We start from the raw sequence: 16,903 nt of genomic DNA, 5'->3' as shown, positions 1-16,903 counted from the left end.
CTTCACGCTCCCTTGCGCATGCCGCGCAGCTGGACGACATAGGCGATGACCATGGTGATCAGCCCCATGATGATGGCGACCGTCGCGGAGTAGTTGTGCTGCTGGCCCGAGAAGGACAGCGAGTACGTGTAGAAGTTCGGGGTGTAGTCGGTGGTGATGGAGTTGGGCGCCAGCTTCTGGAGGATGTTCGGCTCGTTGAACAGCTGGAACGTGCCGATGATCGAGAAGATGGTGGCGATGACCAGGGCGCCCCGGATCGCGGGGAGCTTGATGGCCGTGATGACGCGGAACTGACCGGCGCCGTCGATCTCCGCCGCCTCGTACAGGGAGTGCGGGATGACGCGCAGCGCCGAGTAGAAGATCAGCATGTTGTAGCCGACGAATTCCCAGGTCACGATGTTGCCGATGGACGTCAGCACCAGATCGGGCGACAGCGGGTTCGGCAGCGAGACCCCGAGGGCGTCGTTGATGTCGCTCACCAGGCCGAAGCGGGTGCCGTACATGAAGCCCCACATGAGGGTCGCGACGACGGCGGGCACCGCGTACGGCAGGAAGATCGAGATCCGGAAGAAGTCCCGTCCGTACAGCCGCCCGCTGTCCAGGGCGAGCGCGACGAGCAGGGCGATGCCCAGCATGATCGGCACCTGCACCAGCAGGAACAGCGACACCCGGGTCAGGGACTCCCAGAACCGGTCGTCCTGGAGGGCCTGCTGGTAGTTGTCCAGGCCGACGAACGTGGTGCCGCCGATGAGCTGGTCGCGGAAGAGGCTGAGGTAGACCGAATACGCGATGGGGGCCAGGAAGACGAAGGCGAAGACCACCACGAAGGGGCCGATGAACCCCCACCCCGTCCAGGAGCGGCGGTCCCGCTTCGCCGGAGGCCGGGCGGGGCGCCCTTGCACGGCGGCGGGGGGTTGCAGCGTCGTCATGTCGTTCCTCGCTCGTCCATCTCGGAACCGGCGCCTGGGCGCCGTCGCGATGTTTGCGTAAACATTTCGGCGCTCAAGCGAGCGTGGAGGTGTTATGTTTACGTAAACATCTGATGGCGGAATGTCTACACTGCCCCAATGACGGTGGTCAAGAGCCATCTGGCAAAACCGGGATGCGAAGCGGCGAGGGAGAAAGTGGAAGCAGCGGACAGCTCCTCGACGGACGATCCCCCGGCGGACGGCGGCACCACCCGGACGCGGAGGGCACGGCGCTCGCAGCGCGCGTCCATGGCGGACGTGGCCCGGCTCGCCGGTGTCTCCGCGCAGACCGTCTCCCGGGTCTCCAACGGCTACTCCGGTGTCACCGAGGAGACGCGGCAGGACGTGCTGGCCGCCATGAAGCAGCTCGGCTACCGGCCCAACAGCGCCGCCCGGGCACTCAAGCGCGGCGAGTTCCGCACCATCGGCGTCATCACCTTCACCCTCTCCACCACGGGCAATGTGCGCACCCTCGAAGCCATCGCCACCTCGGCCGCGCACGAGGGCTACGCGGTGACCCTGCTGCCCGTCGCCGTCCCCACCCAGGACGAGGTGCGCGGCGCCTTCTCCCGGCTGGGCGAGCTCGCCGTGGACGCCGTCATCGTCATCATGGAGGTCCACCTGCTCGACGCGGCGGCGCTCTCGCTTCCGCCGCACGTGCAGGTCGTCGTGGCCGACTCGGACGCCGGGGACCGCTACTCGGTGGTCGACACCGATCAGGCGGGCGGCACCCGGGACGCGGTGGACCATCTGCTCGGGCTCGGCCACCGGACGGTGTGGCATCTCGCCGGGCCCGAGGGGTCGTTCGCGGCGCAGCGCCGCGCCGACGCCTGGCACGCGGCGCTCACCGAGGCGGGGTGCGCCGCCCCACCGCTCGTACGGGGCGACTGGTCGGCCGAGTCCGGCTACCGGGCCGGGCTCGCGCTCGCCGCCGAGGAGGACTGTACGGCGGTGTTCGCCGCCAACGACCAGATGGCGCTCGGTCTGCTGCGGGCCCTGCACGAGAAGGGCCGCAGGGTGCCGGACGACGTCAGCGTCATCGGCTTCGACGACATCCCCGAGGCCGGGTCGTTCCTGCCGCCGCTGACCACCGTGCACCAGGACTTCGCCGAGGTCGGGCGCCGCTGCGTCGAGGGCGTGCTGCACCAGATGCAGCAGAGCGCCCCGGGCCGCGGCACCACGCTCGTCCCGACCCGGCTCGTGCTGCGCCACAGCACCGCGCCGCCGCCCTCGCGCTGATGCGACGGCCAACGGCCGCGGCCGGCACGGGGAGCGGTGTGCTCCTCGTGCCGGCCGCGAAAAGCCGTGCCGCGACGCGGCCTGGGCGGTTACACCTTGTTGCCGATGCCGGTCAGCGACCGCACCTCCATCTCCGCCTGCTTCTTCGGGTCCGCGGGGTCCTTGCTGAGGACCGTGCCGAGGAAGCCGCAGAGGAAGGAGAGCGGGATGGACACGATGCCGGGGTTGGTCAGCGGGAACCAGTGGAAGTCGACGTCCTTGAAGATGGCCGTCGAGGAGCCCGAGATGGCCGGGGAGAAGATGATGAGGATGAGCCCCGACCCCAGGCCGCCGTAGATGCTCCACAGCGTGCCCGTCGTGTTGAACCGCTTCCAGTACAGGGTGTACAGGATCGTCGACAGGTTGGCGGACGCGGCGAGCGCCAGCGCCAGCGACACCAGGAAGGCGACGTTCTGACCGTTGGTGACGATGCCGCCGACGATGGCCAGGACGCCGACCGCGATGGCCGTCAGCCGGGCGACCCGGATCTCGGACTCCGCGTCGGCCTTCCCCTCCTTGATGACGTTGGCGTACACGTCGTGCGCGAACGAGGCCGACGCGGTCAGGGTCAGACCGGCCACCACCGCGAGGATCGTCGCGAAGGCCACCGCGGAGACGATGCCCAGGAGCACCGCGCCGCCGACGTTGAACGCGAGCAGGGGCGCCGCCGAGTTCTCGCCGCCGGGGGCGGACAGGATCGCTTCCGGGCCGACCATCGCGGCGGCGCCGTACCCCACGATCAGGATGCCCAGGTAGAAGAGGAACATCGACCAGGAGCACCACACCACCGACCGGCGCGCCTCCTTGGCGTTCGGCACGGTGTAGAAGCGCATCAGCACATGCGGCAGGCTGGAGATGCCGAGGACCAGCGCCAGGGACAGCGAGACGAAGTCGAGCTTGTCCATCGCGCCGTCGCCGTACCAGCCGCCCGGTTCGAGCAGGCTCTGGCCGAGCGGGCTGCGGGCCGCCGCCTGGTCGAGGATCGCGGAGAGGCTGAAGCCGAACTTGCCCACGATGAACACGCTGATGAAGGTCACGCACAGCAGGAGCAGACCCGCCTTGATGATCTGCACCCAGGTCGTGCCCTTCATTCCGCCCACCAGGACGTAGAAGACCATCACGAGGCCGACGCCGGTGATGACGAGGGCCTGTCCGCCCTTGCTGTGCACGTTGAGCAGCAAGGCGATCAGCCCGCCCGCGCCCGCCATCTGGGCGAGCATGTAGAAGAACGTGATCACCAGCGTGGCGTTGGCCGCCGCCGCGCGCACCGGGCGCTGCTTCATCCGGTAGGCCATCACGTCGCCCACGGTGAACCGGCCGGTGTTGCGCAGCCGTTCGCCGACGAGCAAGAGGGCCACCAGCCAGGCGACGAGCCATCCCACGGAGTAGAGGAAGCCGTCGTAGCCGTGGACGGCGATCGCCCCGGAGATCCCGAGGAAGGACGCCGCGGAGAGGAAGTCGCCGGAGAGGGCGATGCCGTTCTGCACGCCGCTGAAGGCGCTGCCCGCGGCGTAGTAGTCGGCCGCCGTCTGGTTCCTGGTGGTGGCCTTGTAGACGATGAACAGCGTAATCAGGACGAATACGACGAATACGCTGACGTTGATGACCGGGCTGCCGGTCGTCTCACCCGCGATCTGCAATGTCATTCCTTGTCGACCCCTGCGAACTCGCGCACCTTGTCCACCTGCGGGTCGATCTTCCGGTCGGCGAACCTCCGGTACCCCAGGACGATCGCCATCGTCGTGACGAACTGGAGCAGGCCGAAGACGGTCCCCATGTTGACCGAGCCGAACACCTTACGGCTCATGAATCCATGACCGTACGCCGAGAAGAGGGCGAAGGTCATGTACCAGCAGAAGAAGAGCGCACTCATGGGGAACACGAACCGGCGCAGCCTCTTGCGCAGCCGGTCGAATTCCGGACTCTGCTGAATCGCGGCGAAGTCGGGCTCGCCGTTTTCATTGCCGCGGCCGACGAACCCCTGTCCGGCGGCCCGTTCGGATGAAATAGGCGCGGGCGGCCGCACCGCTTTCGTCATGGCCCTCTCCCGGGAGTTTCGGGCAGGAGAATTCACTACGGATCTGCCTGCGATGGATGGTGGGGAGGAGGAGCAACCCGCAGCCCCATGGCGGGGTCAGTGTAGTGAGGCGCCGGATGCAGTCAACGGCCGGGTGGGCCAGGCTGACCGACCCGGCACGGGTTGTACCGGGACCACCCCATCCAGGTGACTGCGAGCCACATATCCGACTACACGGCACTTGTGATCACCTGTCAGAACCTTTCAGGATGTGCGCTTTTCCCGATCCTTCCTCCTTTCGATCCCTCTGACCTGGTGTCATGCGATGAGGACGCCCCCCGACCAGCGGAGTTGCGGACGTTTCGTGAACAGAAGATGCATGCAATGTGTCGATGTTGGTGGAACGCCCCATCTATGCGAACGTGTGGGAGGCTGCTCCACTACGGAGCCCGCGACGAAGTCCCGCCGTTGTTACCGCTGATCAGGGTGCTCTACACTCGCCACCGCCCGAGACGTCTTTTGACGTCTCCAGAAAATAGAGCCTGCGGCAATGGGTTCCCGAGGACGGAGGTAGGTAATCGGTGGGTTTTCTCGACCGCTCTCGCATTATCGCAGGGCCAGGGTGGAATCGATGGCTGATTCCTCCGGCGGCGCTTGCGATTCACTTCTCCATCGGTCAGGCATACGCCTGGAGCGTCTTCAAGACGCCGCTGGAGAAGGCCCTTGACATCTCGGGGACCGCCAGCGCCCTCCCCTTCCAGATCGCGATTCTCGTCCTCGGCCTCTCCGCCGCCTTCGGTGGCACGCTCGTGGAGCACAAGGGGCCGCGATGGGCGATGTTCGTATCGCTCGTGACCTTCTCCTCGGGCTTTCTGATCGCCTCGCTCGGAGTGGCCACGAGTCAGTACTGGCTCGTCATCTTCGGATACGGCGTCGTCGGCGGCATCGGACTCGGCATCGGTTACATCTCACCGGTGTCCACGCTGATGAAGTGGTTCCCGGACCGCCCCGGTATGGCCACCGGTACCGCCATCATGGGCTTCGGCGGCGGCGCGCTGATCGCCTCCCCCTGGTCGTCGCAGATGCTGTCCTCCTTCGGCAGCGACACCAGCGGCATCGCCCAGACCTTCCTGGTACACGGCCTGGCCTACGCCGCGTTCATGACCCTGGGCGTACTGCTCATCCGGGTACCGGCCGACGGCTGGCGTCCGGCGGGCTGGGTCCCCCGCGAGGAGACCGGCAAGCAGCTCATCACCACCGCGAACGTGTCGGCGAAGAACGCGGTGAAGACCCCGCAGTTCTGGCTGCTGTGGATCGTGCTGTGCATGAACGTCACTGCGGGCATCGGGATCCTCCAGAAGGCAGCCCCGATGATCCAGGACTTCTTCCAGGACACCGACGCCCCGGTCAGCGCGACCGCCGCCGCCGGGTTCGTCGCCCTGCTGTCGCTGGCCAACATGACCGGCCGCTTCGTGTGGTCGTCGGTCTCCGACAAGGTCGGCAGGAAGAACATCTACCGCCTGTACCTGGGCGCGGGTGCTCTGCTCTACCTGACCATCCTGCTCGGCAAGAACAGCAGCACCGCGCTGTTCGTGGTCGCGGCCATGGTGATCCTGTCGTTCTACGGCGGCGGGTTCGCGACCGTACCGGCCTATCTGAAGGACCTGTTCGGCACGTACGAGGTCGGCGCGATCCACGGTCGGCTGCTGACCGCGTGGTCGGTGGCCGGAGTCGCCGGGCCGATCATCGTGGACGCCGTGGCGGACGCCGGGAAGAAGTCCGGGAACTCCGGACCCGGCCTCTACGCCGTCTCGTTCTACCTCATGATCGCGCTGCTCGTGATCGGCTTCATCGCCAACGAGCTGGTGCGCCCGGTGAACCCGAAGTTCCATGAGCCGGAGCCGGTGGCCTCGGCCGAACCGGCCGCCCAGGGCGACCAGCCCGCCAAGGCTGCCGAGCCCGCCAAGGATTCCAAGGGCGAGCAGGACGCCGAGGACGAGCAGGGCGACCGGAGCACAGAAGAAGGCGAAGAGGGCGGAACCGACCGTGTCCCGGCCGAGAAGGGCAAGGGGTAACTGATGGCTCACCAGGACGAACCCTCGCAGAGCGCGGCCGTGAAGTCCTCGCCCGCTCTGCTGGCCGTGGCGTGGCTGTGGGTGGCCATTCCCTTCGCGTACGGCCTCTATGAGCTCGCCATGACGAGCCGAAAGCTGTTCGAGTAGAGAGAAAGCGCATCGTGATACATCGCTGTGGCCAGGCCGTTCCGGGCGCGGAGCACGCCTCGTGACCCCGGGCAGGCATGCGGCCGAGGTGGTACGCGGCCCGGGGCTGTGGGCCACCATCGTGCAATGGCGAAACTGGCGGCTGCCGGTCAAGCTGGGCGCCGTGCTGGTGGTGCCCGCGCTGCTGGCCGTCGCCTTGGGTGTCGTCCAGATCCAGCGCGAAGTCGAACGCGCCAACTCGTATGCGGACATGCAGCGGCTGGTCAAGCTGCGCTCCGGGCTGATGCCGCTGCTCGGCAGCCTCCAGTCGGAGCGCACCATGGCCGCCGGAAAGCTGCGGGGCTCCGGGGACGGCGACGCGACCGCGATGCGGCGGCAGGCCCGGTCGACCGACCGGGCCCGCGCCGCCCTCGCGGGCAGCACCAAGAACGTGTCGCTGCTCAAGGGCGCCGCGGGCAACCGCTACCAGGACGCCGCCGAGGCCCTGGGCGGGCTGACGGACCTGCGCAAGCAGGTGACCTCCGGCAGCATCAGCTCCTGGTCCGCGGTGAACAAGTACCGCACCGTCATCAACAGCCTGCTCGACCTGGACCAGGCCCTCGGCAGCCGGTTCGGTGAGCCCAAGCTGTCGGGTCCGGCGTCCGCGCTGTACGACCTGGAGGCGGTCCAGGAGGAGGTCCACCTCCAGCATGTGACCCTCCTGGAGGCCATGGCGTCCGGGCAGTCCGGACAGCCCGTGGACATGAGGCTCATCCGGGCGCTGGAGGAGTCCGACATCCGCCTCAAGGACAAGCTCGGCGACTTCCAGGCCGTGGCCACCCCCGCCGAGCAGGACCTCTACCGGCAGACCGTCACCGGGGACCTGGTGTCCCGGCGCTCGGAGCTGGTACGCGGCGTACTGTCCCGTTCGCAGGGGAACGGCACCCAGCAGGGTGCCACGCCGCCGCAGGTCCCGACGTCCCAGTGGAACCGCAGCTCGGAAACGACCGCGGCCCTCCTGGGGAAGGTCGAGAAGAACCTCGCCCAGAAGCTGCGCGTGAACTCCGCCCAGCTGCAGGACCAGACCAGTAACCGGGCCGGTGCGTACTCCGTGGCCCTGCTCGCGGTGCTGCTGCTCGCCGGTTCCATCGGTTTCGCGATCGGCCGGTATCTGCTGCGGTCGCTGACCGTCCTGCGCTCCACCGCGCTCGACGTGGCCGAGCACCGGCTTCCGGCCGCGGTCTCCAGCATCCGGGAGGGCGAGACGGCGGACACCTCGGTCAGCGCCGTGCCGGTGCACACCACGGAGGAGTTCGGGCAGCTCGCCCGGGCCTTCGACGCGGTGCACGGCCAGGCCGTGCGCCTGGCCTCGGAACAGGCAGCGCTGCGTGGCGACCTGAGGGACACCCTGGTCAACCTCTCCCGGCGCAGCCAGACCCTGGTGGACCGGCTGCTGCGCCTGATGGAGCAGCTCGAACGGCACGAAGAGGACCCGGACCAGCTGGCCAACCTCTTCCAGATGGACCACCTGGCGACCCGGATGCGGCGCAACAACGAGAACCTGATGGTTCTCTGCGGCAGCACCCTGGTCCGCTCCCACGGCCATCGGGTGCCGCTGGAGGACGTCCTGCGTGCCGCGGTCTCCGAGATCGAGCACTACCAGCGCGCCGAGGTGCAGCCCTCCGCGTCCGTGGAGGTGACCGGCTATGTGGCCGGTGACCTGGCCCGGATCGTCGCCGAACTGCTCGACAACGCCACCGCGTTCTCCCCGCCGGAGACCCAGGTGGTCATCAGCACCACCCCGCGCCGCGACGGCTCCGCGCTGATCGAGGTGCACGACCAGGGCATCGGGATGAGCGGCGCCGACCTGGCCAAGGCTCATCGGCGGCTGGAGGCAACCTCTTCCGAGGAAGCGTCGTCCTCCCGTCAAATGGGACTCTTCGTGGTGGGCCGGCTGGCCAGTCGGCATGGCATTTCCGTGAACCTCAGCACGGAGTGGGGCGCGGGCCTGCGGGCCGGTGTGCTCGTCCCGGCCAACCTGATCCCGACGAACCGGCCCGACGGGGCTCCCCAGGGGAACGCGCCCCGCAGGACCGGGCCGACGCCGATCGCCTCCAAGGCGTTCGAACCGGCGCAGCCGCGGCAGGAGTCGGGCCCGGTTCCCGCCCTGCGCGAGTCCACCAGCGGGGCGCTCCCCGTGCCCACCGCCGACTCCGGTCCGCGCTCGGCCCACTCCGGCCCCGCCGCGACGAGCGGGGACTCCGCGCTGCCGAAGCGGCTGCCGCGCCGGACACCCGGCGGGGCCGACGGGGCGAACGGGATCGGTGCCAAGGGCACCGGCCGTCCGGGTCCTGGCGCCAAGGGCGCACCGGAGGAGTCCCGCAACGGTCCGACCGGACCGGCCGGACCGCCGGAACCGTCCAGGCCGTCGGGTCCGAACGGACCGGGCCGACCGAACGGACCGGCCGCGTCGCCCCCTCCCTCCGAGCGCGACCGGACACCCGCGGACGCACGGGCCGACCGGGACGGCCAGCAGGCCCGTACCGCTCCCGGTCTGGTGCCACCGCAGCGTTCAGGACCGGAGCCGCAGCGCGAATCCGGAGCGGACATGCCGGGCGCGCCCCGCTCGTCGTGGTTCGGTCCGCCCGCCTCGGACGCGGCGCCCCCGTCGGCCCCGGCGAGCCCCCGGCCGCCGTCCGCCGGCTCCCGGCCCTCCTCGGCCGGCTCCCGGCCCCAGGGCTCCCCGCGGCTCTTCACCCCGCCAGGGGAGCAGACGGAGCCGCTGCCGGGCCCCGGCACGCTCCGCGCCGGGGAGAACGCGCCGGGCCGCGCGGCCGACCGCCTCCCGGGCGGCCGGGACGAGCCCTCGGACACCACGGACACGGAGGAGGCAGGCCAGACCCAGGCCGGGCTGCCGAAGCGGACGCCGCGGTCGCCCCGGCCCGGTGGTGACCGTCCCCAGCCACGGACCGCCCCCGGCAAGGCGAAACCGAGCCAGGACGCGGGTCGTACGCACAGCTTCCTCAGCAACTACCAGTCAGGCATCCGTCGGGCCCGTCCCGACGAGCGATAAGATCCCATCGACGAACGGGCAGGAATAAGCCATGACCTCACCCCACCCGCGGGAGGTGAGCCAGTTCGGTTGGCTGGTCACCAACTTCACCGAACGTGTTCCCAATGTGGCCCACGCCGTGGTGGTATCGGCCGACGGGATTTTGCTCACCGCCTCCAACCGGCTGGCGGACGACTACGCCGAACACCTCGCCACCATCGCCGCAGGTGCCATCAGCCTGATCCAGGGCGCCGCGCGGTGTCTTGACACCGGCGAGGTGAAGAGCACCGTGATCCAGATGGAGTACGGACATATGCTGCTGATGTCCATCAAGGACGGCTCGTGCCTGGTGACCCTGGCCGCGCCGGACTGCGAGATCGGCCAGGTGGCCTACGAGATGGCCGTGCTCGTGGACCAGGTCGGTGAGATGCTGACCCCTGAACTCCGCGCGGAGCTCCAGGGATTCAAGCAGACGGCAGCCCACCAGCTCGGATGAGGAGATCATGAGCACCGGTGAAGGCCCTTTCGGGCACAGTGGGAGAGACCAGGAAGCGGAGGACGAGCAGACCTTCGCCGACGTGCTCAACGCGTTCAGTTTCGGCAAGGCACGGCGGGGGCGGAAGAAGTCGGGCTCCGGCTCCGGCCCCCGGCCGGAGTCCGCGTCCCAGCAGCAGCCCGGGGAAGCGCCGCCGCCCGCTTCCCCGGAGCAGTACGGGTACCCGTCGCAGCAGGACGAGCAGCACGCCGCGTGGGAGGACGGGCACGAACAGGAACAGCAGGGCTCGCCCTCGTTCGTGCGCGCCTATACGTGGACGGGCGGCCGCACCAGGTCGCACTACCACTTCGAGCTGGAAACCCTGGTGACCACCACCGACCAGGGGCACCAGTCCGCCGCCGTCGCCCACGCCGACCACGTGCCCGTCATATCGCTGTGTCAGGAGCCGAAATCGGTGGCGGAGGTGGCGGCACGGCTCGAACTGCCGCTGGGAGTGGCCAGGGTCCTGCTCGGCGACATGGCGGAGCGCGGGATGATCGTCGTCCACCAGAGCGGGACCGAGGACGGGGAGGCCCCGAGCGTGACGCTGATGGAGCGGGTGCTGACCGGACTTCGGCGGCTCTAGCCCCGTCGTCGCGGGCCGTCCGGGTGCGCCAGGTCGTAGGGGCGCGGGTAGGCGGTGGGCCGGTAGCCGACGTACCGTGCCTCGCTGTCCGGGTCCTCCTCCCGCGCCGCGGAGTTGAGGGCGTCCGGTGAGGTGTTCCAGCGGCCGGTGGCCAGGCGTCGTTCCAGCGTGTGCACAGCGGCGAGGGTCTCGCCGGTGGTGAAGGCGCAGTGGCCGGGCCCGTCGACGTAAGCCTGGCGCAGTATCCCCGCCGATCCCCCGGCGGTGGCGGCCCGGCGGTAGGCGCTCTCGGACTGCACGGGGATCAGCCCGTCGCCGGTGGTGTGGATGTTCAACTGCGGATCGGCCAGCCTGCCGGTGAAGGCGCTGGTGTGCCGCATCCAGGCCACGGCCCGGGGGTCGGCGGCGGTGCGGGGAGCGCGGTTCAGGGCGGCGAGGTCGTCGCGCAGCGTCAGTCCCGCCTCCTTGTACAGCTCGGTCACCTCCTTGTACACCGAGGAGTGCCGCAGCATCGCCGCGTAGTCGACGCCGGTGTTCCACGACGGGTTGCCGCCCGCGCGGGACTCGGCCTCCTGCCGCCACGAGAACGCGGCGGTCCGCAGCAGTCCGGTGACCGCCGCGTACTGGTTGGCCTGCTGTGCGCTCCAGTCGGTGGGGCCGGGCTTCGGCTGCGACGGGTCGTTGTGGCCGGGGATGTTGTGCAGGGCGGCGGCGAGCGCGATCCGGGCCCGGCCCCGCGGGGTCTGCTGGGCCGCGGTCAGCTTCCCGGTGAGGGCGCTCGCTGCGCTGGTCGCCTCGGCCTGGTCGGCGAAGCCGGTGAGGCGGATGCCGGAGTCGGGTGCGAGGAGGGTCCTCAGCGCGAAGACGGGGTCGAGGGTGCTGTTCCAGTTGGCCACTCCGCCCTGGACGAGTCCGCACATCGACAGCGATCCGTCGATCCGGTCGGCGTGCCGTTCGGCGATGGCGGTGGTGACGAACCCTCCGTACGACTGGCCCCAGGCGAGGGTCTGCCGGGCCGCGCCGAACTCCTTCGTGAACAGGTCCAGCGTGGCCAGCTGGTCGGGCACCGCCTCCGTCACGGCCCAGCCGGTGGTGGCGTACGAGGAGCCCGCCAGCGCGTAGCCCTGGTCCAGCAGCCGGTCGCGGGTCGCCGTACTCGGCGCGTTCTGGGCGGGGTTGGGGCTGCCCTTCGGGGCGTAGCCGTGGCTGAAGAGCAGCACGGTGCCGTTCCACCGCGCGGGCTTGTCCAGCACATACGCGGCCCCGGACGCCAGGCGGCCTTCCAGGTGTTCGCCCTCGGCGGCGCTCGCGGCCCGCGCGGGCAGGGCGGTGGCGGCGAGCACGGCGGTCGCGGCGAGGGCGAGGGCGCGGGGCTTCACGGGCGGGCTCCTTCGGCGGCGGGAACTTCGGTGGAGGGCGCGGTGGTGCGGGCGTCGAGGGTGTCGGTGTGGGTCTCGCGCAGCCGCCACACGGTGACCGCGGTGATGGCCGCGCCGCCGCACAGCAGCAGCGAGAGCGGGGTGCTGCCACCGCCGTAGGCCGCCAGCAGACTGCTCGCGATCATCGGCGAGAAACCGGCCCCGACCAGGGTGGCGAGCTGATAGCCGAGGGAGGCGCCGGTGTAGCGGACCCGGGTGCCGAACATCTCGCTGAGCAGGGCCCCGAGCGGTCCGTACATGGTGGACTGCGCCACGCCGTGGCCCAGCGAAAGGGCCAGGATCAGCAGCCCGGGCGAGCCGGAGTCGACGAGCGCCAGGACGGGGAACGCGAGCGCGGCCGACGCCACGGCCCCGGCGAGCACGACCGGGCGGCGGCCCACCCGGTCGGACAGCGCGGAGGCGGCGGGAAGCGCGAAGAGTGCCACGCAGGAGGCCACGGTCACGGCGGTGAGCACCTGTGGCCGGGTGTACCCGTGGCGGACGGCGTAGGAGATCATGAAGCTGGTCAGCAGCGCCTGTGCCGTGAACGCGCCGATGCCGACGCACCCGGCGAGCAGCAGCGGCCGGGGGCGCCGCAGCACCTCGGTGAGCGGCGGCTTGTCCGGCTGCCGTGCGCTCCGCTGCCGCGCCCTGGCCTCGGCGAACAGCGGGCTCTCCGCCACGCGCAGCCGTACGAACAGCCCGACGGCGAGCAGCGCCACGCTCAGCAGGAACGGCACCCGCCAGCCCCAGGAGCGGAACTCGTCGTCCGGCATGGTCGAGACGACCGTGACCACGCCCGCGGAGAGCATCGAGCCGAGCGGTGCACCGAGCTGGGTGAAGCTCGACCACAGGCCGCGGCGGTGCTGGGCGCCCCCGGTGCGCTCGGCGTGCTCGACGACCATGAGCATGGCCCCGCCCCACTCACCGCCGATCGCGAGGCCCTGGACGACGCGCAGGGCAACCAGCAGCACCGGGGCCCAGACGCCGATCTCGTCGTAGGTCGGGAGCAGCCCGATGAGGAAGCTGCACGTGCCCATCAGGACCATCGTGAGCAGCAGCATCGACTTGCGGCCGAGCCGGTCGCCGAAGTGACCGAAGACGATGCCACCGAGCGGCCGCGCCAGATATCCGGCGGCGAAGGTGCCGAACGCGGCGATGGTGCCGACCGCCGGGTCGGCCCGGGGGAAGAACAGCTCGCCGAAGACGAGCGCGGCGACCGTGCCGTACACGAGGAAGTCGTAGAACTCGACCGCGGTGCCGAGCAGTCCGGACAGCGCGACGCGGCGCAGCTGCCGGGAATCCGGGGGCGGCGGGGAAACGGGGACGGGGGCTGGCTGCACGGGAGGCTCCCTGGTGCCGTCGGGGTGGTGCCAGGCGTTCCCGCGAAGGTAGGCAGATTCGCAACCGCGGTCAATGTTCTGCACAACATTTGTCCGCGACGGACAGCGGAGGGGCGTTCCGGACTGCGGCTAGCGCACCGGCATCAGGTCGAGCAGGCGCTTCGCCGCCGTGCGCGCGCCGGGCGTGAGGCGCTCATGGACCGCGCGGAACGTCTTCTCGGCCTGCTCGGCGGGCCAGGCGTCGGGCAGGTGCTTGACCGGGAGCCGGGGGTCCTGCCGGATGATCCGCAGCCACTCGGTGGACAGCCTCAGCCGCGCCACGAGCGCCTCGTCGTCCATGGGGGACGTGTGCTCCTGGGGCTGCCAGCGGCGTACGAACTCCTCGTACCGCCCGGCCAGCGCGGGCAGTTCCCAGGTCTCCTCGATCATCGCGCCGATGTCCATGCCCGCGTCGGCGTGGGCGCGGAACACCTTCACGTGCGCGGCCAGGCCCAGTTCGGTGAGGATCGGGACCACGTCGACCTCGCCCTGGGCGATCCACAGCCCGCTGAACAGCGGCCCGAAGCCGTTCCAGGTGAGCTGCGAGCGCAGGTCGTGGCGCTGGCGCTGCCAGGACTCGGGCAGCGAGAAGCCGAGCAGGGTCCAGGTGCCGTCCCAGGCGCGGTTGACGGCCCCGGTCTGCCAGATGCGGGCCTCGCCGTCCCGCAGCACCGCCTCCGAGCGCTCGGTGAGCCCGAAGTACATGCGCCGCCCCTCGCGCTGCCGCCGCAGCAGGCCACGGCCGACCATGCGGGTGAGCGTCGAGCGGGTCGCGTGTTCGCCGACACCGGCGCGGCGGAAGAGGTCGATGACGCTCCCCGAGTACACGCACACGTCCCGGCCCAGCACCCAGTCCCCCAGGAACGTGAGCATCAGCGACTGGGGCCGGGGGGCGGCATCAGCAGTGGTCACGCAGCCAACGGTACGCGCACTCCTCCGGATCATGGTCCGGAACATGCTGTCGCGAGCCACCCACTATTGCTTTCCGTAGCCGAGACACTACAATCTGCTCACCCTGGTAACTCCCCCTCCCCTCAGCCCAGTCGGCGAACCCGGCCCGCCGGCGCATGCGTTGGCCGATGCGAGAAACGGACAGCAACAGCAATGGACGCGACAGCACACGTTCGTATCGAGCCCGCCCCGGCCGACCTCCACGGAGGCGAAGGGGCAGCCCTCAGAGCGGCAGGGCCGGTTGCCACCGTGGCGCTCCCTGGTGGCGTGGTGGCCAAGGCGGTGACCACTCGCGAGGCGGGCCTGCGGGTACTGACCGATCCGCGGTTCGCCAAGGAGATCCAGCACTGGGCGGCGTACCGGCAGGGCCTGATCCCCGCCGACTGGCCGCTGCTGTTCATCGTGGAGGGCAAGGGGCTGCTCACCACCGACGGCGACACCCACCGCCGGCTGCGCCGCCCCGTCCAGCGCGCCATCTCCCCGCGCCGGGTGGAGGCGCTGCGCCCCCGGGTCGAGGCAGTCATCCGGCGGCTGCTGTCCGGTCTGGCCGCCGTGCCGTCCGGGCAGGAGACAGATCTGCTGCGCCACTTCGCCCTGCCGCTGCCGCTGGACGTCATCTGTCTGCTGCTCGGCGTGCCCGACGAGGGGACGCTGCGCGAGGAGTTGCACGAGCTGTCGATGGCGGCGATGAACTCCGAGGCGAGCGTCGAGGAGATCACGGGCACCGTGGGGCGGCGCTTCCCCACCGCCCTGATTTCGCTGATCGAGCGCAAGCGCGCCGGGGGCGACCGGGACGACCTCACCATGGACCTGGTGACCGCGCTGGACGCCGGGGAACTCACCGAGGCCGAGGTCATCGGCAATCTGGTGGTCACCGTCATCGGCGGGCACGAGACCACCGTCAATCTGATCTGCCACGCGGTCAGGGGCCTGCTGACCCACCCCGAGGCGCTGGCCACGGCGCGCGCCCGGCAGGAGGCGGGCGAGGACCCGTGGCCGGATGTCGTGGAGGAGGCCCTGCGCTGGGAGTCCCCCGCCCGCCATGTGATGTTCCGCTACGCCACGGAGGACATCGAGGTGGACGGGACCGTCGTCGCCAAGGGGGAGGCGGTGTTCGTCCCGCTCCCGGCGATCCAGCGCTGCCCCCACGCGTACGCCGAGCCTGACCGGTTCGACCCCGGCCGCTACGCGTCCGGCAGCGCCGCCGGGCACCTCGCCTTCGGGGCCGGTGCGCATCGCTGCCCCGGTGCGCCGCTGGCGCGGCTGGAGGCGGAGATCGCCCTGCGGCGGCTGTTCGAGACGTATCCCGGGCTGACCCTCGTGGACCGGCCCGTCGCCCGCGTACCGGCCCTGGGCCTCAACGGACTGAAGGAGCTGCCGGTCGTGCTGCGTCCCTGAACCGGCAGGGTGCGGTTCGCGGTTCGAGGACGGCCGATGGCCCCGGCCCTCGGGGGAGGGGGCCGGGGCCATCGGTGTCATCGGTGGCTGTCACCTGGGGCAGATCACTCCTGCGCCAACGCCAGCACCAGCTTGCCCGTGGTGCGACCGCTTTCGATGCGGCGGTGGGCCTCGGCGGCGTCCCGCAGCGGCAGCACCTGGCCGACGTCCACGCGCAGATCGCCGTCGAGGACGGCGCCGACGGCCTGCCGCAGCACGGCGGACACGGCCTCGGGACGCTCACCGCTCAGCGCGCCGAGGTTGAAGCCGAGGACGCCCTTGCCGCTGAACCACAGCTCGTTCGCGCTGAACGGGACGTCGTCCGCGCCCGATGCGTTGCCCATGGCGACCAGGCGCCCGCCCTGCGCCAGCGCGTCGAGGCTCGCCCGGCGGGCCGCGCCGCCGACCGGGTCGACGGCCACGTCGAAGCCCCGCCCGTCGGTGAGACCGGCCACGGCCCCGGGCAGGTCGTCGCGCAGGACGACCTTGTCGTAGCCGAAGGCGGTCGCGGCCTCGATCTTCTCCGGTGAGCCCACCGTGCCCACGACTTGGCCCGCGCCCAGCAGCCGGGCCACCTGGCCGAGCTGACTGCCCACGCCACCCGCGGCGGCGTGCACCAGCACCCGCTCCCCCTTACGCAGCCGCGCCACCTCGCCCAGGACCAGCCACGCGGTGGTGCTGTTGGAGGGGACGGCGGCCATCAGCGCGCGGTCGGCGTCGTCCGGCAGCGGGGCGACCAGGTGGGCGTCGGTCACCGCGACCGTGCCGTAGCCGCCGCCCATGGTCATGGTGAGGGCCGTGACCGGCTGGCCCACCCGCAGCCCGGTGACCCCGTCGCCGAGCGCGCGGACGCGCCCCGCGGCCTCGATACCGGGTACGTACGGCAGCGGAACGTCCACCGCGCCCTGCCGGAACAGGATTTCGGCGTAGTTCACCCCGGCATGGGTCACATCGATGGCGACCTGACCGGGACCGGGCACCGGCGCCTCGGCCTCGGTGTACTCCAGCACCTCGGGTCCGCCGAAGCGGGGAATGGTCACAGCGTGCATGGCAGGTCACTCCTCATAAGCAACAGAAA

At 70.6% G+C, this 16,903-nt stretch carries 14 protein-coding genes; 7 read left to right on the top strand and 7 right to left on the bottom strand.

Annotation, left to right across the window (positions count from 1 at the left end; all coding sequences use genetic code 11):
* Positions 1–2: 2 nt before the first annotated feature.
* On the bottom strand, positions 3–929 hold the full coding sequence (locus ACH4TL_RS11640) for a carbohydrate ABC transporter permease (protein WP_398318597.1): 927 nt from the start codon (positions 927–929) through the stop codon (positions 3–5).
* Between the two features lie 288 nt (positions 930–1,217).
* Between ACH4TL_RS11640 and ACH4TL_RS11635 the strand changes: the two genes are divergently transcribed.
* A complete protein-coding gene (locus tag ACH4TL_RS11635) occupies positions 1,218–2,207 on the top strand; it encodes a LacI family DNA-binding transcriptional regulator (RefSeq protein WP_398318731.1) in 990 nt (329 codons plus the stop codon).
* A gap of 89 nt (positions 2,208–2,296) precedes the next feature.
* Here ACH4TL_RS11635 and ACH4TL_RS11630 read toward each other — a convergent pair whose 3' ends face one another.
* A complete protein-coding gene (locus ACH4TL_RS11630; protein ID WP_398318600.1) occupies positions 2,297–3,892 on the bottom strand; it encodes a cation acetate symporter in 1,596 nt (531 codons plus the stop codon).
* The gene (locus tag ACH4TL_RS11625; protein WP_398318603.1) at positions 3,889–4,284 is read right to left on the bottom strand and encodes a DUF485 domain-containing protein; all 396 of its coding nucleotides are present in this window, start codon (positions 4,282–4,284) and stop codon (positions 3,889–3,891) included. Before ACH4TL_RS11625 ends, ACH4TL_RS11630 begins: the two co-directional genes overlap by 4 nt.
* 560 nt (positions 4,285–4,844) lie before the next feature.
* Between ACH4TL_RS11625 and ACH4TL_RS11620 the strand changes: the two genes are divergently transcribed.
* The 5 genes from ACH4TL_RS11620 (at position 4,845) to ACH4TL_RS11600 (ending at position 10,637) form a co-directional block, all read left to right on the top strand.
* Complete coding sequence (locus ACH4TL_RS11620) at positions 4,845–6,338, top strand: OFA family MFS transporter (protein WP_398318606.1); 1,494 nt, start codon at positions 4,845–4,847, stop codon at positions 6,336–6,338.
* Between the two features lie 3 nt (positions 6,339–6,341).
* The gene (locus ACH4TL_RS11615; protein ID WP_398318609.1) at positions 6,342–6,485 is read left to right on the top strand and encodes a hypothetical protein; all 144 of its coding nucleotides are present in this window, start codon (positions 6,342–6,344) and stop codon (positions 6,483–6,485) included.
* Positions 6,486–6,546: 61 nt separating this feature from the next.
* Entirely contained in the window at positions 6,547–9,537 is a 2,991-nt protein-coding gene (locus ACH4TL_RS11610) for a nitrate- and nitrite sensing domain-containing protein (protein WP_398318612.1), read from the top strand.
* A gap of 31 nt (positions 9,538–9,568) precedes the next feature.
* Positions 9,569–10,012, top strand: coding sequence for a roadblock/LC7 domain-containing protein (locus ACH4TL_RS11605; RefSeq protein ID WP_398318615.1), 444 nt, complete (start codon positions 9,569–9,571; stop codon positions 10,010–10,012).
* Positions 10,013–10,019: 7 nt separating this feature from the next.
* Positions 10,020–10,637: a DUF742 domain-containing protein gene (locus ACH4TL_RS11600; protein ID WP_398318618.1), complete on the top strand. Its 618-nt coding sequence runs from the start codon at positions 10,020–10,022 to the stop codon at positions 10,635–10,637.
* Here ACH4TL_RS11600 and ACH4TL_RS11595 read toward each other — a convergent pair.
* The 3 genes from ACH4TL_RS11595 to ACH4TL_RS11585 form a co-directional block, all read right to left on the bottom strand.
* Entirely contained in the window at positions 10,634–12,016 is a 1,383-nt protein-coding gene (locus ACH4TL_RS11595; RefSeq protein WP_398318621.1) for a hypothetical protein, read from the bottom strand. The genes ACH4TL_RS11600 and ACH4TL_RS11595 overlap by 4 nt on opposite strands.
* Positions 12,013–13,398: an MFS transporter gene (locus ACH4TL_RS11590; protein WP_398318624.1), complete on the bottom strand. Its 1,386-nt coding sequence runs from the start codon at positions 13,396–13,398 to the stop codon at positions 12,013–12,015. The genes ACH4TL_RS11595 and ACH4TL_RS11590 overlap by 4 nt, the downstream gene beginning before the upstream one ends.
* Positions 13,399–13,527: 129 nt before the next feature.
* Positions 13,528–14,310, bottom strand: a complete 783-nt coding sequence (locus ACH4TL_RS11585) for a PaaX family transcriptional regulator C-terminal domain-containing protein (protein WP_398318734.1) — start codon at positions 14,308–14,310, stop codon at positions 13,528–13,530.
* Positions 14,311–14,637: 327 nt separating this feature from the next.
* Here ACH4TL_RS11585 and ACH4TL_RS11580 point away from each other — a divergent pair, with 327 nt between their 5' ends.
* On the top strand, positions 14,638–15,786 hold the full coding sequence (locus ACH4TL_RS11580; RefSeq protein WP_398318627.1) for a cytochrome P450: 1,149 nt from the start codon (positions 14,638–14,640) through the stop codon (positions 15,784–15,786).
* Positions 15,787–15,890: 104 nt separating this feature from the next.
* On the opposite strand, the gene ACH4TL_RS11575 is transcribed toward ACH4TL_RS11580, so the two are convergent.
* Positions 15,891–16,874: a zinc-binding alcohol dehydrogenase family protein gene (locus ACH4TL_RS11575; protein WP_398318630.1), complete on the bottom strand. Its 984-nt coding sequence runs from the start codon at positions 16,872–16,874 to the stop codon at positions 15,891–15,893.
* Positions 16,875–16,903 lie beyond the last annotated feature (29 nt).

Origin of the sequence: Streptomyces sp. NPDC021115 (genome assembly GCF_044333065.1) — a bacterium.
Taxonomy (GTDB): domain Bacteria; phylum Actinomycetota; class Actinomycetes; order Streptomycetales; family Streptomycetaceae; genus Streptomyces.
The sequence above is the reverse complement of the archived record's forward strand: the minus strand, read 5'-3'. Positions and strand labels throughout refer to the sequence as shown.